This window comes from Schaalia vaccimaxillae DSM 15804 (assembly GCF_000420425.1).
Taxonomy (GTDB): Bacteria; Actinomycetota; Actinomycetes; order Actinomycetales; family Actinomycetaceae; genus Pauljensenia; species Pauljensenia vaccimaxillae.
This window is the reverse complement of record NZ_ATUX01000009.1, coordinates 140,868-159,711: the sequence shown is the minus strand read 5'-3', so window position 1 is coordinate 159,711 and position 18,844 is coordinate 140,868. Positions and strand designations below refer to the sequence as shown.

The 18,844-nt window shown below is 57.6% G+C and carries 18 protein-coding genes and 1 tRNA gene; 7 read left to right on the top strand and 12 right to left on the bottom strand.

The features are described 5' to 3' along the window. Positions 1 to 18 precede the first annotated feature (18 nt). Positions 19 to 92, bottom strand: a tRNA-Met gene (locus G439_RS0108620). A 222-nt stretch (positions 93 to 314) separates the two neighbouring features. Then, positions 315 to 3,395: a UPF0182 family membrane protein gene (locus tag G439_RS11695; RefSeq protein ID WP_131333606.1), complete on the bottom strand. Its 3,081-nt coding sequence runs from the start codon at positions 3,393 to 3,395 to the stop codon at positions 315 to 317. Positions 3,396 to 3,583: 188 nt separating this feature from the next. Here G439_RS11695 and G439_RS0108610 point away from each other — a divergent pair, with 188 nt between their 5' ends. After that, positions 3,584 to 4,141 (top strand): PPA1309 family protein, encoded by a 558-nt coding sequence (locus tag G439_RS0108610; protein WP_022868782.1) that lies wholly within the window; start codon positions 3,584 to 3,586, stop codon positions 4,139 to 4,141. 45 nt (positions 4,142 to 4,186) lie between these two features. On the opposite strand, the gene G439_RS0108605 is transcribed toward G439_RS0108610, so the two are convergent. After that, entirely contained in the window at positions 4,187 to 5,446 is a 1,260-nt protein-coding gene (locus tag G439_RS0108605; RefSeq protein WP_243442571.1) for a YlbL family protein, read from the bottom strand. 134 nt (positions 5,447 to 5,580) lie between these two features. Between G439_RS0108605 and G439_RS0108600 the strand changes: the two genes are divergently transcribed. Both G439_RS0108600 and G439_RS0108595 read left to right on the top strand, forming a co-directional pair. Beyond that, positions 5,581 to 7,128 (top strand): zinc-dependent metalloprotease, encoded by a 1,548-nt coding sequence (locus tag G439_RS0108600; RefSeq protein ID WP_022868780.1) that lies wholly within the window; start codon positions 5,581 to 5,583, stop codon positions 7,126 to 7,128. 97 nt (positions 7,129 to 7,225) lie between these two features. Beyond that, on the top strand, positions 7,226 to 8,167 hold the full coding sequence (locus G439_RS0108595; RefSeq protein WP_022868779.1) for a hypothetical protein: 942 nt from the start codon (positions 7,226 to 7,228) through the stop codon (positions 8,165 to 8,167). Positions 8,168 to 8,207: 40 nt separating this feature from the next. On the opposite strand, the gene G439_RS0108590 is transcribed toward G439_RS0108595, so the two are convergent. Both G439_RS0108590 and nudC read right to left on the bottom strand, forming a co-directional pair. Continuing rightward, positions 8,208 to 10,253, bottom strand: coding sequence for an ATP-dependent helicase (locus tag G439_RS0108590; RefSeq protein ID WP_022868778.1), 2,046 nt, complete (start codon positions 10,251 to 10,253; stop codon positions 8,208 to 8,210). Positions 10,254 to 10,335: 82 nt separating this feature from the next. Further along, complete coding sequence (nudC, locus tag G439_RS0108585) at positions 10,336 to 11,397, bottom strand: NAD(+) diphosphatase (protein WP_022868777.1); 1,062 nt, start codon at positions 11,395 to 11,397, stop codon at positions 10,336 to 10,338. A 36-nt stretch (positions 11,398 to 11,433) separates the two neighbouring features. Here nudC and rph point away from each other — a divergent pair, with 36 nt between their 5' ends. Together rph and rdgB are read left to right on the top strand one after the other, a co-directional pair. Next, entirely contained in the window at positions 11,434 to 12,207 is a 774-nt protein-coding gene (rph, locus tag G439_RS0108580; RefSeq protein WP_022868776.1) for a ribonuclease PH, read from the top strand. Next, complete coding sequence (gene rdgB / locus G439_RS0108575) at positions 12,204 to 12,821, top strand: RdgB/HAM1 family non-canonical purine NTP pyrophosphatase (RefSeq protein ID WP_022868775.1); 618 nt, start codon at positions 12,204 to 12,206, stop codon at positions 12,819 to 12,821. Before rph ends, rdgB begins: the two co-directional genes overlap by 4 nt. Before the next feature lie 96 nt (positions 12,822 to 12,917). On the opposite strand, the gene G439_RS12640 is transcribed toward rdgB, so the two are convergent. Both G439_RS12640 and G439_RS0108565 read right to left on the bottom strand, forming a co-directional pair. Then, on the bottom strand, positions 12,918 to 13,055 hold the full coding sequence (locus G439_RS12640; protein ID WP_022868774.1) for a hypothetical protein: 138 nt from the start codon (positions 13,053 to 13,055) through the stop codon (positions 12,918 to 12,920). 78 nt (positions 13,056 to 13,133) lie between these two features. Next, positions 13,134 to 13,487, bottom strand: a complete 354-nt coding sequence (locus G439_RS0108565; RefSeq protein WP_243442570.1) for a CBU_0592 family membrane protein — start codon at positions 13,485 to 13,487, stop codon at positions 13,134 to 13,136. Between the two features lie 84 nt (positions 13,488 to 13,571). Here G439_RS0108565 and G439_RS0108560 point away from each other — a divergent pair, with 84 nt between their 5' ends. After that, positions 13,572 to 14,489, top strand: coding sequence for a LysR family transcriptional regulator (locus G439_RS0108560; RefSeq protein ID WP_022868772.1), 918 nt, complete (start codon positions 13,572 to 13,574; stop codon positions 14,487 to 14,489). A gap of 33 nt (positions 14,490 to 14,522) precedes the next feature. On the opposite strand, the gene G439_RS0108555 is transcribed toward G439_RS0108560, so the two are convergent. From G439_RS0108555 to clpS, 4 genes are read right to left on the bottom strand one after another with little or no spacing between them, the layout of a single operon-like run. Continuing rightward, positions 14,523 to 15,320, bottom strand: a complete 798-nt coding sequence (locus tag G439_RS0108555; protein WP_022868771.1) for an MBL fold metallo-hydrolase — start codon at positions 15,318 to 15,320, stop codon at positions 14,523 to 14,525. Continuing rightward, positions 15,317 to 16,153 carry a glutamate racemase gene (gene murI, locus G439_RS0108550; RefSeq protein WP_022868770.1) on the bottom strand — a complete coding sequence of 279 codons (837 nt, stop codon included), beginning with the start codon at positions 16,151 to 16,153 and terminating at the stop codon, positions 15,317 to 15,319. Before murI ends, G439_RS0108555 begins: the two co-directional genes overlap by 4 nt. A 10-nt stretch (positions 16,154 to 16,163) precedes the next feature. Beyond that, positions 16,164 to 16,745 (bottom strand): DUF2017 family protein, encoded by a 582-nt coding sequence (locus G439_RS0108545; RefSeq protein WP_022868769.1) that lies wholly within the window; start codon positions 16,743 to 16,745, stop codon positions 16,164 to 16,166. Next, positions 16,742 to 17,050 carry an ATP-dependent Clp protease adapter ClpS gene (gene clpS, locus G439_RS0108540; protein ID WP_022868768.1) on the bottom strand — a complete coding sequence of 103 codons (309 nt, stop codon included), beginning with the start codon at positions 17,048 to 17,050 and terminating at the stop codon, positions 16,742 to 16,744. The genes G439_RS0108545 and clpS overlap by 4 nt, the downstream gene beginning before the upstream one ends. Before the next feature lie 98 nt (positions 17,051 to 17,148). Between clpS and G439_RS0108535 the strand changes: the two genes are divergently transcribed. Beyond that, entirely contained in the window at positions 17,149 to 18,492 is a 1,344-nt protein-coding gene (locus tag G439_RS0108535; RefSeq protein WP_026459557.1) for a nicotinate phosphoribosyltransferase, read from the top strand. 24 nt (positions 18,493 to 18,516) lie between these two features. On the opposite strand, the gene G439_RS0108530 is transcribed toward G439_RS0108535, so the two are convergent. Then, positions 18,517 to 18,834, bottom strand: a complete 318-nt coding sequence (locus tag G439_RS0108530) for a DMT family transporter (protein ID WP_022868766.1) — start codon at positions 18,832 to 18,834, stop codon at positions 18,517 to 18,519. Between the last annotated feature and the right edge of the window lie 10 nt (positions 18,835 to 18,844).

Here is an 18,844-nt window from a genome sequence, read left to right as displayed (position 1 = left end):
AATACCTTGCGGTGTTAGTAGCGGGGACAGGATTTGAACCTGCGACCTCCGGGTTATGAGCCCGGCGAGCTACCGAACTGCTCCACCCCGCGTCGGTGACTACTACTTTAGCCCTGCTCCACTGATTTGGGCCAATCGAGGGCCGGTGACCTTCGTCTCCAGGCACTGTGATGGCTCCGCACAAACCACGTTGGACGCTGTTATCCCAACCCGTAGCTCACCCCTACGCCAAGGGCCGGTGACCGCACCTCAATGCGATCACCGGCCCTGCTTCACGTACTAGCGGACGCTGTTACAACCCAGCCGCTTTCCGGTCAGTCACCTGACTGCGAAGCGTCAGCGCCACCATCTGGACCACCAGCACCGTTTTCGCCAGCATCCGTTCCAGCCACGGCTCCAGCAGCAGAACCATCAATCTGGCTCTGTGCATCCAGCGCCTGCTTCAACGCCGCATCCAGCTTGTCCTGAGCCATACCGTAGGCAGCCCAGTCGCCAGCCTTCATCGCTTCATCTGCTTCCACCATGGCTTTAGAGGCATTAGTCAAAGCCGAAGTGAGGCGCTGCTGCACAGTCTGCGTGACGCTGTCCTCGGCCTCGTCACCGGAGGAAGAACCGTCGCCCTCGTCAGTGCCTGCCACTGTGGCCGCCGCATCACCACCGAAAGTCTGGTTAAGGGACTCTTCCAGGGTGGCAGCAAAGCCCACCTGATTACCGAAAGCCGTGAGCACAGACCGCAGAACCGGATAGGACGCCGAACCTGTGCCCTGGACGTACACGGGCTGGACGTAAAGCAGACCACCGCCCACAGGCAAGGTCAACAGGTTGCCTCGGATAACCGTCGAGTCTGCCTGGTTCAGCAGGTTCAACTGCGTAGCAATACGCTCATTCGAATCGTAGGCATTCTGAACCTGACCGGGGCCAGGGGCAGTCGTGGACGAAGGCAACGCCAACAGACGCAACTTGCCGTAACCTTCACGTACCTTGCCAGCCTCATTACCGGTCTCGGAATCAACAGCGAGGAATCCAGCCATAGCTTCACGCTTGGACTCACCGCCAGGCACAAACACGGACGTCAGTGAGAATTCCGCGCTGTCTTGAGTGGGCATCTGCATGGTCAGGTAGTAGGGCGGCTGCGCGTTCGAGGACGATCCACCCTCAGCACCCACCAGATTGCCTTGACCATCTACCGCAGTTGCAGTCTCTTCGGCCAGACGCCAACGGTCGCCACCGGCATAGAAGTCGGATGCGTTCGTCACGTGGTAGCTGGTGAGCAGCTGACGCTGAACCTTGAAGAGGTCCTCCGGGTAGCGCAGGTGGCTCATGAGATCACCGGAAATATTGGAGATCGGCTCCACCGAATCCGGGTAGATCTTCATCCACGTGTCAAGGATCGGATCCTGTTCATCCCACTCGTACAGGTGCACCGAACCGTCATAGGCGTCAACCACGGCTTTGACTGAGTTACGCATGTAGTTCACGGTTTCTGCCTGGACGTAGGCTCCGACCTCGGTGGACTGGGAGTCCACTGTGGTTTCTTCGAAGGTCTCATGCTGCGAGTACGGGTACTGATCGGTGGTCGTGTAAGCATCAACGATCCACACCAGGCGCTTAGGCGTGCTCGGGTCCCCGTCCATATCAACGACAGCCGGGTACGCATCCTGTTCCAAGGTCAGATAAGGCGCCACCTTTGACACGCGTTGAAGCGGGTCACGATCGTAAAGAATCTGCGACTCAGAGTTGGTCTGAGAGGAGAAGAAGATGTCCGTCGAACCAAACTTGATTGAGTACAGCAGCTTGTTCCATACGTTGCCAACGCTGGGGCCACCATCGCCTTTGAAGGTCGTTGACACCTGACCTCCCTTGGCGTTGTCATCCGGGTAGTCGAGTTCCTGCGGATCTGCGCCTTCAGGGGCACCGACGATCGAATACAGGGGTGCGTTCGGGGAGAAGTACACGCGTTCCTCGTAGTCTCCCATTTCGCCCGAGGACGGAACCCCTTGCTCCCAGTAGGACGGCAAGCCCTGGCCGGTCAACGTATTGCCGTACGCTGCAACAACGCCGTAGCCGTGGGTGTACACAGTGTGCATATTGACCCACGAACGTTGCTCAGCGGACAGGCCCGCCAGGTTCAGTTCGCGCACTGACACGACGGTGTCGCGGGTTTCGTCACCAATCGTGTAACGGTCCACGTACATGCCTGAGTCGAAGCTGTAGTAGGGACGTGACTGCTGGAGCTGCTGAACGGTCTTCATAATGACCTGCGGATCCAGCAGACGGATTTGCTGCGTGGACTCGGAGTCCTCACGCAACTGGCCGGCCTCAGCGGTGGTCTTCGCGTCGTAGTTGGTGACCTCAAGATCATCCAAACCGTAGGCCTTGAGGGTGGCGTCAATATTGCGCTGAATGTATTCAGCTTCCAATGCGCGTTCGTTTGGCGTCACGCGGAACTGCTGAATCAGCGCTGGATAGGCCATGCCAACGACGAGGGCGGACACGACAGTCACTGCCACACCGATGGCCGGCAGGCGCCACGTACCGCGGAAAGCGGCGACAACAAAAAGCACAGCCACCAGTACAGAGATCACCGCGAGGATCGACTGACCAGGCAGAGTCGCGTTAACGTCGGCGTACATGGCGCCGTCAATATTGCCCGACTGCTTAGTCAACAGTTCGTAGCGTCCCAGCCAGTAATTTGCGCCGATCAACAGGGACCCAACCGCCGCTAATAGGCCGGTCTGTAATCGAGCAGGCTTCGAGGCATGCGGGCGTGGAGCCAGGCGAATCGTTCCGTAGAGGTAGTGGACGATGATCGCGGCGATCAACGCAATCAGCACAGCATTGAGCAGGAAAGACACCAAGACCTTGAGCGCAGGCAGAGTGAACACGAAGAACGCAACATCGTGGCCGAATTGCGGATCAGTCTCACCAAAAGGCGTTTGGTTGATGAATTGGAGCAATGTCTGCCAGTGACTTGCCAGGTTCGCCCCATTCGTTAAGCCAAAGAATCCCGCCACAGCAACGAAAGCGAGGGCGCGCAGAGGCTCGAAAGCCTCCTGGTATCCACGCAGATTCGCAGAAGCCTCTCCCCTAGTTGACGCTGAGCGATGCTTGTAGGCACTTCGCATTGTCAAATAGGTGATGAGGAAAACAACGACGAATCCAACAACGAACAGCCCGATGTGGGCACCCCACTGCGTAAAAATGATGCGAGTCGCGCTCATCTGACGGAACCACAAGATCTCGGTCCACACGCTTGATGCGGCGTAGACGAGGGCGACCAGCAGGCCGAGGACCACAACAGTGATCCCTAGTGGGCCGATCTTTCGCTGTTGCTGCGGTTTACGGGGGCCATCGTCGCCGCTGTTACGGTCGGGGCGGGGCTCCTGGTTGAACATGGGGAAGGTGCTCAAGCGCGTCACCATCTCTCAGAGTCGCTTCGTGGACGGACTGTGCCCAAGTCTATCGAAGCCCCGGCTAGGCGCTCGTCGAGGAATAACCCACCTTCACAAGTTGCGCTGACAACTGCTGACAACTCACAGCCACCATCAAGCAGCGGCCACAGCGACCATGAGACGATGAATGCATGAGCGAAACTTCCATGCCCACTGCCCGCCAGATCGCCCTTGCCAATGTCATCGTCGACATTGAACGCAGCGCAGCCCGAGTCGGATGGGACCACGCACCCTCGTTATACGCCCTCGTTCCGACCGCTGATCTCGTAGCTCAGCCCGATATTCCCACCGATATTGCCGAACAACTCAAAACAGGTTGGGATGGCTCCCCCGATCATCTTTCTGCCATCGTCCAAGAGGACCTGCCCGAGGACGACCTCGAAGAATTGCTGGGCCATTTGGGCTGGCCCCCAGAGGTGGCAGGGGCAGCGATCACCGTTGAGCGCGTCATTGTGCCGCCCGAGGTCGAAGAACAAGCTCCCGAAGACCCCGAAGAAGCACTTCAGTTCATTTCCAACCACCCGTCGCGCACCGACGTACGTTTGGCGGTAGGGGCGTTGCGCACGGGGGAATCCTGGTGCGCGGTGCGAACCCGAGCTTTTGATTCGGATGACAAGGTGGGACAAGGCTCTGCACTGGTACCCAACCTGGTCGATGCGATCATGGCCTCTTTATCTGAGGACGAGTAAAACTCTGTAGCGAAGTCCAATGCCCCGCCACAATGATTGGCTGGTTTATTGGCAGGTTGGAAGAGTCTGGCCTTTGCCCGCAGCAATAGCCTCCACGGCTTGAACGGCGTCTTCAAGAGTCTCAACTTTGACGACACTGAGGCCGTCAGGTTCATGGCCCACGACCTCGTTGCAGTTGGCTGCAGGTGCTAGGAACCATTGGGCATCGTCTCGCACGGCACCCCACATCTTCTGGCGGATACCACCGATTTCGCCGACCTGGCCGTCGTAACTCATGGTGCCGGTGCCGGCGATGACCTCTCCCCCAGTCATATCACCAGGGGTCAGGCGGTCGATGATTCCCAGAGCAAACATCGTTCCCGCTGAGGGGCCTCCCACTCGAGCCAAATTGAAGGTCACATCCACAGGCATATCGATGTCGAAAGACAGGTAGAGTCCAAGCTTCGACCCTTTCTTGCCCTCGGCCCCCTGGGAAACGATGCGCAAGTCTTGGGGTTTCCCATCCCTCTCGACGCTCACGCCCAGCTCAGTCCCCGGCTCGGTTTGCGCCATAATCGCGAAAGTTTTCGACGCCGACGTGATCGCCTGACTGGTTCCATCAGGGGTTGTAATTGAGCGCAGGACATCGCCCTCGCGCACTTTTCCTTCGGCGTCACTACCTTCAACCGCACCAGCAATCGTGACTTCGGCGGGCACCTCCCAGCCGAGGTATTCCAAGGCGGCAACTTCTGCGGTCGACTGCGATGAAGCCATGAGGTAGGACTGCGCTTGTTCGACGTCGTCGCCGGTCACCTCTGCCGGATACACGTCCGAATAGTTGAAAATCTCATTGCGAGAATCCAGCTTTGCTGCGATCAGTTCTGCAAGGTTCAAGCGGTAGCCCGGACCTCCCGATTCGGAGACAGTCACCATGCGAAGCTGGCCATCGGCCTGCGCCCCTTCAGACTGTGAACCGTCCTCGTCGGTTTCGTCGAGTTGGACTTGCCCTCCTGTTTCTGGGTCCGTTCCAGAAATTTCAATCATCGCCACATCGTCGCCAGTGGAAGCAAGGATGTTGAAAGTAGGCCCAGGTTTATTGACAACGTAGGGCATAGGAATGACGAAGAGGATCGCGACCACCACTAGTGCTACGAGGGCGGACACAAGCATTCGCCCAACGCCTGAGCCTTTGCGTCCGTGGCGACTAAATAACTTAGCCGGTACTGCGCGTCCCGCAAGTGAGCCATCGCGGCCCGCTGTGTTGGTCCGGCTGCTATCCGAAATGAGGCCGCCTACATTGTCTGCCGTTTGATCCTGGTCATTCACGTTGGCCATTGTTACAAGCTGAGAGGGCTCAGGGCGACTCCGAGATGCTTTCCCGATGAATTGTCATTGCGCTTTCAGCGCATATTCATCTGCCACGCAGCGCTTACCCATCGAACGCCGATAGAGTTTTCATTATGAGCGAGGAACACAACGCAAACTCCGGCAGCCCCTTCGACGACTTCTTGCGCCAGATGCTCGGCGCCGAAGCAGCTGAGGAAGCATCGCGGGCTCTGCGCGCCCAGGGCTTTGACCCGGAAAATCTTCCGAAAGAATTCTCGGATCCTGCTCGTCTTGCCCAGGCCGCGAACCAATTTCAGTTCCTCATGAATACCACTGATGGCCCCGTCAACTGGCGGATGGTTCAGGACTCTGCCAAGCAGCAGGCCTTCAACGCTGGCGATCCCAAACCCACAGCCGCCGAAGCAGAAAGAGCGCGTCAAGCAATGACCGTTGCTGATCTGTGGCTCGACGCGGTCACCGACTTCTCCCCCGCTCCCGTATCCCGAAAAGTGTGGAGCCGCGTCGAATGGATCGACGAGACCTTACTTATGTGGAAGCGGATCTGCGAACCCGTCGCAGGCAATGTCTCGCGAGCATTAACCCAAGCGCTGTCAGGGCAATTCGGCGAGGGCGGGTTCGGCATGGATCCAGAGTCCATGCCCTCTGGTATGGCGGCGATGCTCAGCCAAACCCAACAGATGCTGCCAAAACTCTCAGCAATGATGTTCGCAGCTCAGATCGGGAACGCTCTGGCTGCACTGTCCAAGGAAGCCATGGGCACCTTCGACGTTGGTATCCCCTTGGCTGAATCCTCTGTTTCGGCCATGGTTGCGCACAATGTTGTGGGATTCGCCGACGGCCTCGACATTCCTTTCGAAGAAGTCCAGCAATTTATTGCGGTGCGCGAGGCTGCTCATCGCCGCCTCTTTTCTTCCGTTCAGTGGCTCCAAGGAGACTTGGTGCGCGCCGTTGAACGGTACTCGTCGGGAATCGAGGTCGACATGGAGGCGATTGGCGAGGCCGCACGAAGCGTCGATCCTTCCGATCCGACCTCCATCGAGCAAGCAATGTCAGGAGGCGTCTTCTCTCTGCAGCAATCCAGCGCCCAGCGCTCGTCTTTGGAAAGGCTTGAAACGCTATTGGCCTTGGTTGAAGGATGGGTCGAGGTCACAACAGCTCAGGCGGTCGCACCCTACTTGCCGCACGCCGACCAACTGCGCGAGATGATGCGCAGGCGTCGCGCAGCTGGTGGAGCTGCCGAGGAGATGTTGGGCCAGCTCATCGGGCTAACAATGCGTCCTCGTCGAGCACGAGGAGCCGCCGAAATTTTCAATCTTGTCCAAGCCGACGGCGGTCTAGAAGCCCGCGAGGCTTTGTGGAACCACCCGGATATGGTGCCCACCGCCATCGAATTGGATTCTCCGGACACTTTCTTGACGATGCGTCGAGCCGCAATGGAACAAGACGCTGATATCGACGCGGACTTGGAGTCCCTCCTCGACGGAACTCTCGGTTGGGCGCAGGGCCTCTCCCCGCAAGACGATCCAGAGGCTCAGACTTTGCGCCGTGCTGGTTTTGAGCCTACATCTGGCCAGGATGATCCTTCGGCAAGTGAGGAAACAAGCGACATCTCCAAGCTTGAGCAGGGACATGAAGAGGATCCCGATTCGTCGACTCCATAGGATCCTGACTATCCACAGGCGTAACCGCGCGCTAGAAAAAGGCCTTGCCCCTGCCGAAGAATAAGTAACGAACCGACACAGAGTGGAAGGATTCGTTATGAAACTGCGTTATGGGACAGCTCTGCTATGGTCCGGACCTGGATGTATGCAGATCGGCGCCGATCCGCTGCACCATGTGAGGCTAGAGGGCCTCAATGCCACCGAACAGCAGTGGCTCGCCTGCCTCGCTGACTCAGCGAGCCATCGAAAGCGTGGCAACTTCAACGAATCAGAATTACTCGTCAATGACCCACCCAGAGCACGCCAATTCGAAGCGCTCCTACAAGATGCAGGCCTCGTCGCCGACAAGCGCCACCCACGCTCTGTGAAGATTCGGATCGAAACCGCTACCCCCGCCTCATTATTCGCAATATGCACATTGGGCGGCCACCTCGATATTTCGCTGGCTATTGCAGATTCACGACCGGTGGACGCAGACCTCAACGACGCACTAGGTGGCGGGTATTTCGCCGCCACCAGATCCGCTGCCTGCTACGAGTTCATTGAACGTAGAAGACCGGAAACCACCCGAGGTTTTGGTGGGCCCGCAGATCTGGTTCTGGTGGGCGGCAATCGTTGTATCGACCCAGCAATCACAACAGTCTTGAATGCAGAAGACGCACCCCAGTTGCTGATAACCCGTATGGAACATGGATACGAGGTCGGTCCCCTGGTCATTCCAGGCTCCACATGCTGCCACCTATGCGTCGAGGCTCAGCGTTTTGCCGAGGATCCTCTCAGGCTCACCCATCTGCACGAGGCACGATCCTGGCCGTTGGCAAGCGCCCCACTTGTTAGCCATGTTGGTGCAGGCGTCCGCATCGCTGCACTCATTGAAGATTGGGCAGATGGCCGTCTAGACACCGATGACTGCCAGTCATCAATATGGGTCGGACTAGATGGCAGCGTCGAGCACACCGAAAGCCATCTTCCCCACCGCATGTGCAGTTGCGGAGCGTCCGGAGTTCCGTTTTTACGACCAGTTGATGAGGTGGCATAGAGCCAAAATAGGAACACAGGCTGCCACATCTGAATGTCGGTCAGGCTGATGTATCCGTTTCAATGCCAACGTCTTCTCCCCGGACGATAGCCAACACTTGAGCGCCGTACCGTTCCAGTTTCACATCCCCAATGCCAGAAATAATCCGTAGTTGCCTCAATGTTTTGGGACGGGCTATAGCAACATCTCTCAAGGTTTGATCCGTAAACACCGAGTAGGGCGGGATCGATCCAGCTTTCGAGGTCGCTAATCTCCAGGTCTTCAACCGACCAAATAATTCAACGGTTTCGACCGATTCACTTTCCTCAAAGGCGCGGTTCTTTTGTTTCGCCGACGCGCGAGATGAGTGAGCGTGGGCGGGAACGCGTACCTGGGGTGCTTCCTGAGGCCAAATACCGTCAAGCAGTCGGGAGCGATATCGCCCTCCTCGTGCACCTTCCGTGCGGGCACGCGCCCACGACACCTCCAACACATGCCGAGCGCGAGTAATTGCCACGTAGAGCAGCCTGCGTTCTTCCTCGCGGGCTTGTGGCGTTTTCGCGTAGCTGATGGGCAATAAGCCTTCAGCAACACCAACAAGGAACGCCGCTTCCCATTCGAGCCCCTTTGCGGTGTGGATCGTAGCTAATTCGACACCGGCCTGATCCGGTTCAACCTGATACTGGGCGCGTTCTTCGAGTTGCGCGATGAATCCTGAGAGGTCCTTTGCCGTGGAGTCTTCGGCCCACTGGACAATCACGTTGAGATTAGCCCACCGTTCTTGACCCGCACCGCCAGCAGGCATATCCACGGTCCAGCCAATACTTTCCATGACGTCGCGAACGACTTGAATGACTTCAGGCGATCCGCCCTGGCCGTCAGCCAGGGCTGCGGCCCGCAAAGCCGACAAGGCTTGCCGAACATCCTCTCGCATGAAGAAAGGCGTGGAGTTCGACATTGCAACCGGAATACCACGCGAGGCGAGGACCTCTTCAAAAACTTGAGACTGGCTATTCATTCTGAATAGAACGGCGATCTGGTGAGCGGGAGTTCCCGACGCGATCAGCTGAGTAATTCGATCCGCTACCCCTTCAGCCTCGGTGCGATCATCGCTGTAGGTGCGGAATGCGACCGCGGGACCTGACGGCTTTTGAGCGACCAGACGGACCGCACCCGTAGTCTTCTTCGCCCCAACCATGAGCGAATTCGCAATGGAAACAATCTGGGGAGTTGAGCGGTAGTCACGCACCAACTCCAAGACCCGCGCACCCGGATGCTCTTTCGGAAAGTCAATGAGGAATTTCGGTGTAGCTCCTGTAAAGGAATAAATCGTTTGCGCAACATCGCCAACAACACACACGTCGTGGCGGCCGCCCAACCACAGGTCGAGCAGGCGATGTTGAAGAAGACTAACGTCTTGGAACTCATCGACGACGAAGTTGCGGTACTGGGCTCTGACCTTTGATGCGACCTCGGGACGCTCTTGAAGCATCCCGCACATGTTGATCAGGACATCTTCAAAGTCGATACATCCGCGTTCAGTCTTGGCGTCCTCGTAAACATCAAGCAGCTTGGCCATATCGGAACTGCTCAGCCCTCCGGGCGCTTCTCGGCCCTCACGCCGGATTTTGCGCTCATAATGTTCCGCATCCACCATGGATACTTTTGCCCACTCAATTTCCGCTGCCAGGTCACGCACCGTTGTCTTGTCTGCGCGAATACCTAGCCGAGCTGTCGAAGCGGCAACCAAAGAGGCTTTGGACGAAACGATCTGCGGTACGGGACCACCAATGACCGTCGGCCAAAAGTATTGAAGCTGGCGCAGAGCAGCCGCATGGAATGTTCGAGTTTGAACGCCTGGAACACCCAGTTGCGCCAGGCGATGCCGCATTTCGTAGGCTGCACGACGAGTAAAGGTCACGGCCAGAACATTTGCCGGATCAAAAGCCCCCACGCGAGCCCCGTATGCGATGCGATAAGTGATGGCACGGGTTTTTCCAGTTCCTGCGCCGGCAAGTACTGCAAGCGGCCCGGACACTTGGGTGGCTACGGCGCGTTGGTCCTCGTCGAGTGCGTCCAAGAATGTGCTCGCCGGTAGTTCTGTCATAGTCGGATCATCCCATGGACCGCCCTCGTGTGCGTATCACCTGTGGACAAGCGAACAGCAGACAAACCTGTGGACACCAGCTTCACCACGGCAAACGCAACGGATCTGAAGCGTTGGGCGGTTGCGGAAGTTCTCCCCCATACCATTCGCGCAGCATCGCGTAAGCGATGGAACTGCGACCAGGAGGCACCAATTGTTCCTGCTCAATAGCGTGTGCTAATTCTTCGCGGCTGTAGAAGGCCGCCCACTCGATCTCTTCTCCATCAGGCACCGGCTCAACCGTGTCATCTACTGTTCTGGCAACATATCCAAGCATTTGAGAGCGGGGGAAAGGCCAAGGTTGCGTACCCACATATTCGGGTTCACAAATCCGTACCCCCACTTCTTCCATGAGTTCTCGAGCCACGGCAAGATCAGGTGATTCGCCGGCCTCGACAAAACCTGCGATTGTCGACGCGAAGTTGCCCTCCCAATTGACATTGTGGGCAAGTAACGCCCGGTCGTGTCCGTCGATTACGAGGACGATTACGGCGGGATCGTGGCGAGGAAACTCCAGTTTGGCGCAACCCGAGCACCGAGATGCCCAGCCGCCGTTGACTACGCCAACGGGTGATCCGCATTGAGCACAGAACTGGTACATCCGATGCCACGCTGCTAGTGACACGGCGCTGACCGCGAGCGCTGATTCGTCGGGTTCTAGGAGGTATCCAGCCCATCGTAGGTTCGCCCATGCCCAGGCAAACGTAGGTGCCTTCTGGTCGTTGTCTTGCTCGTTCGCGGTTGAGTTGTCGTCACCAGTCCCCTGACCGTGAGCTCTGGGATCAACGACAATAGCTACTCGTGCAATGTGGTTGTCGGTGGCGCCGATGAAATAGCTGTCGCACCCTTCGTCAAGGAGTTTCAACGCTTCGGCGTGGCGGGGTCGGTACAAGTGCGGCGGGCGCTGGGGGTAGCCGTCTTGTTCGGATACGAGGGCGATTTCGCCTCGCGGTCCAACAATGAAAGTCTGAACCTGTGTGATTGCTGGGGCGACACTAGTGGCCGCTTCTGGCCCCTTGCGCACAAGCGTCGAAGGATCGAGGAGTTCTCGCAGCGGGACAAGGGGGTCGACGCGTCCACGGGAGAGGGGCAGCTCAAGTCGCATGTCTCCACCGTATAACCCTCGGCTAGGCTGAGCACTATGACTGATGATGTTTTGCGCGCCGATGGGCGCTTGGTTGACCAACTACGTCCCATTGCTATGACCCGCGGCTGGTCAGGGACGGGTGAAGGTTCGGTTCTGGTCGAATTTGGTGACACTCGCGTGCTGTGCGTCGCTTCACTGACCGAGGGCGTGCCCCGTTGGCGCAAGGGATCGGGAGAAGGCTGGGTGACGGCCGAATATTCGATGCTTCCTCGCGCAACGTCGGAGCGCTCCCAACGTGAGTCCATTAAAGGCAAGGTTTCTGGGCGCACCCAGGAGATCTCGCGCCTAATCGGACGTTCGCTGCGCGCAATCATCGACGTGTCGGCTCTTGGCGAGAACACGATTGTTCTGGACTGCGATGTTTTGCGCGCCGATGGTGGCACTCGTACCGCATCGGTCACGGGCGCCTACGTTGCTTTGGCTGAGGCGGTTCGTTGGGGTACCGAGCAGGGGATTATCGTGCCCCAGGCAGGCAAGCAGGTTCTGACCGATTCTGTTTCGGCGATTTCTGTGGGGATCATTGACGGGCGGGCGATGTTGGATCTTCCTTACGTCGAAGATGTTCGCGCTGAAACGGATATGAATGTTGTCCAGACCGGCGATGGCCAGTTCATCGAGGTTCAGGGCACGGCTGAGCACGCTCCTTTTAATCGCGACGAATTGGGTCAGCTTCTTGATCTGGCGACCTTGGGCAATGCTCAGCTGGCCAAAGCTCAGCGCGAGTGTCTTGCAGCTGCCAGCGGGCAGCGCATTGAGGTGACGCTGTGAGTACGCCGCGTCTGGTTTTTGCCACCGGCAATGCTCACAAGATCAGCGAGTTGGAAGCAATCCTGGCTCCCGCCTGGGAGGGTTTTGGTCCTGGGCTTGTAGCGCGGATGTCGGATTTCGATGTGGAAGAACCTATCGAGGACGGCGCTACTTTCGAGGAGAATTCGCTCATCAAGGCGCGCCACCTGGCTGGCGCAACGGGGCTGGCAGCGATTGCGGATGATTCTGGGATCGCCGTTGACATCCTGGGTGGGGCCCCGGGTATTTTTTCGGCTCGTTGGTGTGGCCGTCATGGTGATGATCAAGCTAACCTCGACTTGCTATTGTCCCAGCTTTCAGATGTGCGCGATGAGCAGCGCTCAGCTGCCTTTGTTTCGGCTGCTGCTCTGGTTTTGCCCGACGGTCGAGAGTTCGTTGAGCGCGGGGAAGTTCAAGGACATCTCCTGCGCGAGCCTCGCGGCAATGGCGGATTCGGTTATGACCCGATCTTTGTTCCGGATGGGTTTGATGTGTCGACGGCTCAAATGAGTGCTGATGAAAAGAATGCGATCAGCCACCGCGGGATTGCCTTTAGGCGTTTGGCTCCAACGATCATCGAGGCATTGCGAGGTTAGTTGAGCGCGCCGAGAATGCTTGGCTCTGCGGAACGTCGAACCGCCCTGGCTAATGCCAGGGCGGTTTACGGTTCGTGACTGGAAGTGCGCTTTTCGTTAACGGGCAACGAGGTTGCCCATGAGCGGTCGGTCGAGAACGAATTGCACTTCGTCGCGCTTTTGGTTTCGCCATTGGATCTTCGGCTTTGCCCAGGCGCGCAGTCGGGCGATCAATGATGTGCTTGTGGCTGTCACGGTCACTCCTCACTGCTGGATGAGACGGGCCCCTTTGCCCATCGCATGAAAAAATTGTCCCATCTTTTGTGCAGATTTTCAGCCGTTGCGAACGGTCCGCATGGTTACGATCCGATGACGGGATCGCAACTGGCGAAGCTGTCGAACCGGGAAAGTGACCACGGAGCGCAGACGAGCAAAAAGACGATCTCGAACCCTCCATGTCATACGCACACCGATAGCAATGAACAACAGATTCGTCACCATTGAGGGCCAAGACCCGGTAGACAGGCAGGCGATGACAAGCATGAAGCACGCGAAGATATTGAGCGCGTGATACCTCAGTGAGTCTGCGGCAAAACGCCCAGAAGACACAAGGTAGTAAGCACACATGGAGCAGGCTGCTCCCAGCCAGCCAAGGATCATCGCAGCCTCATAAAGCGTCATTTCCATGGCCATATCTTGGCCCGGAAACTAATCCAGTACAATTGGACCAATCTTCATATCTGATGCAGTTTTTCTTAATTAGGAGGCGCTGTGGATATCGATCCGCGCAGACTCCCCATTTTGCTCGCCGTCGAACGAGAAGGAGGCATCGTTTCAGCGGCAGATGTGCTCTTTATCTCCCCTTCAGCCGTGTCGCAGCAGATCCAAAAACTTGAGAACGAAGTCGGCCTCGAACTCATCGAACGCACCCCTTCAGGAGCCATACTCACCCCCGCAGGTCGCGTCCTCGTTCAAACTGCAGAACGCATAGAAAACGAGCTTCAAGAAACCGCGCAAATCCTTCTACCTTTAGCAGGACAAGTGACGGGCGTCGTCACTATCGGCGCCTTCCAATCAGTCCTACGAACTGTCCTGTTGCCCTTCGTTGACCACCTCAAAGCCGCCTTGCCAGGCGTTGAAATTCACCTCGCAGAAACAGAAGAACTCCCCGGAATGGCAGCTCTGCGTTCAGGACGCTACGACCTCCTCGTCATTGAGCGGGACTCCGAACCCGGACCGCCCGTACGCGGTTACACCGACGAACCCTTCATTGACGAACCATGGGTCCTCGTCACGCCAGAATCCGCCCCACATGTCGGATCCGAACGCGACTTGGACATGATCGAATGGCTTCGCGTGGCGCCCGGCTCCATCGGCGCCCACGTCATGGATCGCGTCGCTTCCAATCTGTCTCATCCAAAGTGGGTGCCCTTCTCGTACACAAATTACGAAGCGGCTCACTCAATGATCCGAGCCGGAATCGGCTCCACTATCGAACCAGCGATGGGAGTCGAGGGAATATCGACAGATGGAATGCGAGTCACTCCCCTGCCCGGCCTGGGTGTGCGCCGCATCCTTCTACGCCATAAAAACGCAGGCTGGAAAGACCAGCTACCTGCCAGGCAGGTAGCCGAACAACTCTTCCGATGGGTGGCACTCACGCGAGGAACTCAACCCGTCCTAGACTAACCCCTGCACCTGAGCCCAATGCAACGCACAGTCTCAGATCGAGTAGATGGCTCCCGCAGCCGCGAAATCGAGCTGTCCAGACCATGTTTGGCGCAGCTCCGCCTCAACAACACCTAGGTCAGTCCAGGGCTGAATATGTGTGGCCACTAAGCGACCGACCTGTGCGTCAGCGGCTAAAGCCCCAGCTTTCACACCGTTTAAGTGGATTCCTTCGGCAGTGTCTGCTTGAGTAAAACCGACTTCCGACAAGAGCAGATCCACACTGCGCGCTCCGCGGGCAATCGACTCAGATTCGTCAGTATCCCCGGTGTAGAACAGCGACACTTGACCCTTCGGATCCTCCTGGGAAGGCCCATCGATGCGTACGCCAAAAGAGTCAACGGTGTGGACACCTGGGAACGCGGTTAAAGTCATCGGTCCAACTTCAAAAACCGCGCCCGCGCTCAATGTCTCAACGTCAAATTCCAGGGAAAAATCACCCGGATCTTCTCCCCCGTCGATCTGACGAATGCGATCCAAGGTGCCTTCTGGCCCTAAGACCTTCAGCGCAGGCAAGCCCACCCCAGGGCCCCAACGTCGGTGCACCTGAAGGGAAATAATGTCGCCCATGTGATCGGCGTGACAGTGAGACAAATACACGGCATCGAGTTCACGCGGGTCAACATGACGCCACAGCGCACCGAAAGCACCGGGTCCCAAGTCCAAGACCACCGTGTAAAGCCGCTCTAAGCCCGTGGCGGGATCCTCGCCTATCGCTTGAACCAAATAGCACGACGCAGGCGAGGCCGGGCCCGACATTGAACCCGTGCATCCCACAACCGTCAGTTTCATGCGATCACCCCTGGAGCCTGCAGGTTGACTCGGTCAACCTGGCCAACCTCAGGGCCAAGGAAACGACGCGCCAGCTTCGGGAACTTCGTTCCGGAACCAGTGGTGAGGAATTGATGTTGTGGCCCTTGCCCATCCGCCCACGGGTCATGAAGCAGACCACGATCAGTAAGTTCGTTATAGGTCACGTTGGCGGTGGCTTCAGATGAGGTCACCAGGGCCACGCCATGGCCCATCACACGGCCAATAACGCCCGTCAAAAGCGGATAGTGTGTGCATCCCAGAATGAGGGTGTCCACGCCCGCTTCTTTGAGCGGAGCAAGATACTCTCGCGCCACGTCTTCAAGCTCTTTTCCGGTGGTGACACCGGCCTCGACAAACTCTACGAATCGCGGGCATGCCTGTTGATGAACCTCAATATTTGGAACTGCGGCGAGCGCATTGAGATACGCCTCCGACTGAACGGTGGCAGCGGTGGCAATTACGCCGATTTTGCCATTGCGCGTTGTGGACACAGCCTGGCGGGCGGCAGGAGTGATCACCTCAATGACTGGAATCTGAGCGTCAATCCAGTAGCGTTCACGGGCATCTGATAGTGCTGCTGCCGTCGCAGTGTTGCAGGCAATAACAATGGCTTTAACGCCGCGGGATGCCAGCTCGTCCAAACAGGTCAGGGTAAAAGCTCTGGCTTGGGCAATGGGGCGCGAACCGTAAGGAGTTCGAGCAGTGTCCCCCAGATAGAGGATCTGTTCGTCTGGCAATTTGTCAATAATGGCGCGCGCAACCGTGAGGCCTCCCAGGCCCGAATCAAAAATGCCGATTGGCGCGTTGTCCATAGAAAGGACACTAGTTCTCCAAGGGCCTCGATTTCATTGCTAGCAGTAGTGAATCCTGCCACCAGGTGAGGAGCATGTACACGGCGGCGGCACTCTGATCACGCTGGCCAGTTGGCTCCGCCATTGCTAAGTCGACGATTCTGTCGGCATCAGCATCGGTGTCCAGCCCCAGTTCTCCCGCCAAACCGAGACGCACATCATTGAGCGCTGCCAGCCATTCCCACACGTCCTTGCCCTCGAGACAAATCTCTTCATCACCGTGCTCAGCGGCTTGGCGCAACGACTCCATCATTTTGCGTAGGCGCGAAGACTTTTCGCCGCGCAAATGATCCTCGGTCATTGCCCGTAATTCTGAGGCAGTGCGCGGATCAGAACTCATCGTGGGCAGTAGGTAGCCGAGCGCCCGTTCTACTGGCGCATCACGGTCTGTTTCCAGCGAGGTCGAGGCCGCCACCATCGTGCCCATTGCGTGAGAGCCCGGCTCATCTAAGACAATGAGAATTTCGTGAATGAGCTGACGAAGCATGACGTTGTAGTCGGCGCTCATGCGAGCTCGATATGCTCCTTCATCCCAGGTGAAGGCACCGATCATTGCGAATCTCCACCGTCAATAACCGGCTCCAAAGTGGCGTGTAAACCGTAGGAATGCATGGCAACAACATCGGCTTCCATACGTTCTTTGAGGCCTTCAGACACGACGGCTCTGCCCTTCGTGTGAATCTGCATCATCAACGATTCGCACGTTTCCCAGGAGTATCCAAAGTGGCGGCGCAGCACGTGCGTCACGTAGTCCATGAGGTTGATCGGATCGTTAAGCACCACTGTTCGCCACTTTCCGAACGCCCGCGCAGACACGGAAGCTTCTTTCTGGAGACGCATGGTGATACCCGTCGACATATTGACACCCTAAACAGGCCAGCCCATCGACGTGTACGGTTTGGCCATTTCACTCCTTTCGTCCGCCGTCAACCTCAGCGAACCGGTAGGTTGTTCATATGCCTGCTTCAAATTCGACGTCACTGCTAACGGATATGTACGAACTGACCATGGTCGATGCTGCGCTCAAAGCTGGTACGGCTCTTCGCCCCTCTACCTTTGAGGTATTCGGACGTCGACTGCCCGCGACCCGTCGTTTCGGCGTTGTAGCAGGCACAGGACGCGTCTTAGAAGCTATGGAACGCTTCGAGTTTGAGCCCGACCAAATCGACTGGATCCACGCTCAAAAGATCGTTTCAGCCGAGACCCTGGATTTCCTCAAAAATTTCCGGTTTTCTGGCAACATCCGCGGATACGCCGAGGGCGAATGTTTCTTCCCCGGGTCGCCACTGATGACCGTGGAGGGTACTTTCGCGGAATGTACCCTGTTGGAAACACTGCTTCTGTCGATTCTCAACCACGATTGCGCTATCGCGTCGGCAGCATCACGAATGACAATCGCAGCGCACGGCCGCCCCTGCATGGATATGGGGGCTAGGCGCGGGCACGAGCGCGCTGCAGTTTCGGCTGCCAGGGCTGCCATCATCGGCGGTTTCAAAGGAACATCCAATCTGGAAGCGGCCAAGCGCTATGGAATCATGTCAATTGGTACTGCCGCTCATTCCTTCACTTTGCTGCACGATTCTGAGCGCGAAGCCTTTGACGCTCAGATTGCCAAGCTCGGCCCCTCCACTACTTTGCTCGTTGACACCTATGACGTCGAGCAGGGTGTGATCAATGCCGTTGAGGCTGCACGTGCTGCGGGCGGAGAATTGGGCGCAGTTCGTTTGGATTCGGGCGACTTGGTAGCTTCAGCTTTCAAGGTCCGCGGGCAGCTGGACGCGTTGGGTGCAACGTCAACCAAGATCACCGTGACCAACGACCTCGATGAATATGCGATTGCAGCATTGGGAGCTGCTCCCATTGACTCCTATGGCGTGGGTACCAAGCTCGTCACCGGTTCGGGTGTGCCCACCGCAGCGCTGGTTTACAAGCTGGTTGTGCGTTATGACGAGGACGGCAACGCCATCCCGGTTGCCAAGAAGTCCGAATCGAAGTCAACGGTTGGAGGCAAGAAGACTGCTGGCCGTGTTTTGGACGAAGACGGCTACGCCGCCGAAGAACTCCTTGTCGTTGGCGACAGTGAGGATGAAGCCAAGAAAACCCTCGAAGCCCAGGGCGCCCGCCCCTTGCAGATTCCCCTGGTGGTTGACGGCGCTATTAACGCTGACTTGTGGGGAGTGGAAGCACTGGAGCAGGCCCAGGAGCGCCATATTCGTTCGCGCAACGAGCTTCCCTACCAGGCGTGGCGCTTGTCCGAGGGCGAAACCGCAATTCCTACGCGCTACGAGAAGATTGTTTGAGGCTCCTGGGCTGCTCGTCCAGGTTTAACCTTCGATCACATGTAGGCCTGCAATGCAGGCAATGATGACCAGCACCAATAGGATTTTGAGGACTGAGACAGCCTCTGCGCCCGACAGGATCGCGTAGGTCACCGTCGACACCGCGCCAACGCCTGCCCACGCTGCGTAGGCCGCGCCCACAGGGATATCTCTCATGGCCACCATGAGTCCACCCATGGACACAAGTGCGCCAACGAGGAACACCAGAAGCGGAACCCACTTGAATCCTTCGCTGAGCTTATCCAGCGCACCGGCCCACACGGCCTCGAACATTCCAGAAACAATGAGGATTACCCAAGCCATGGGCCTCCCC

Coding starts and splice junctions, on each gene's coding strand:
- G439_RS11695 (WP_131333606.1), bottom strand. CDS start 3,395: ATGTTCAACCAGGAGCCCCGCCCCGACCGTAACAGCGGCGACGATGGC.
- G439_RS0108610 (WP_022868782.1), top strand. CDS start 3,584: ATGAGCGAAACTTCCATGCCCACTGCCCGCCAGATCGCCCTTGCCAAT.
- G439_RS0108600 (WP_022868780.1), top strand. CDS start 5,581: ATGAGCGAGGAACACAACGCAAACTCCGGCAGCCCCTTCGACGACTTC.
- G439_RS0108595 (WP_022868779.1), top strand. CDS start 7,226: ATGAAACTGCGTTATGGGACAGCTCTGCTATGGTCCGGACCTGGATGT.
- G439_RS0108590 (WP_022868778.1), bottom strand. CDS start 10,253: ATGACAGAACTACCGGCGAGCACATTCTTGGACGCACTCGACGAGGAC.
- nudC (WP_022868777.1), bottom strand. CDS start 11,397: ATGCGACTTGAGCTGCCCCTCTCCCGTGGACGCGTCGACCCCCTTGTC.
- rph (WP_022868776.1), top strand. CDS start 11,434: ATGACTGATGATGTTTTGCGCGCCGATGGGCGCTTGGTTGACCAACTA.
- G439_RS0108565 (WP_243442570.1), bottom strand. CDS start 13,487: ATGGAAATGACGCTTTATGAGGCTGCGATGATCCTTGGCTGGCTGGGA.
- G439_RS0108555 (WP_022868771.1), bottom strand. CDS start 15,320: ATGAAACTGACGGTTGTGGGATGCACGGGTTCAATGTCGGGCCCGGCC.
- murI (WP_022868770.1), bottom strand. CDS start 16,153: ATGGACAACGCGCCAATCGGCATTTTTGATTCGGGCCTGGGAGGCCTC.
- G439_RS0108545 (WP_022868769.1), bottom strand. CDS start 16,745: ATGATCGGTGCCTTCACCTGGGATGAAGGAGCATATCGAGCTCGCATG.
- clpS (WP_022868768.1), bottom strand. CDS start 17,050: ATGTCGACGGGTATCACCATGCGTCTCCAGAAAGAAGCTTCCGTGTCT.
- G439_RS0108535 (WP_026459557.1), top strand. CDS start 17,149: ATGCCTGCTTCAAATTCGACGTCACTGCTAACGGATATGTACGAACTG.
- G439_RS0108530 (WP_022868766.1), bottom strand. CDS start 18,834: ATGGCTTGGGTAATCCTCATTGTTTCTGGAATGTTCGAGGCCGTGTGG.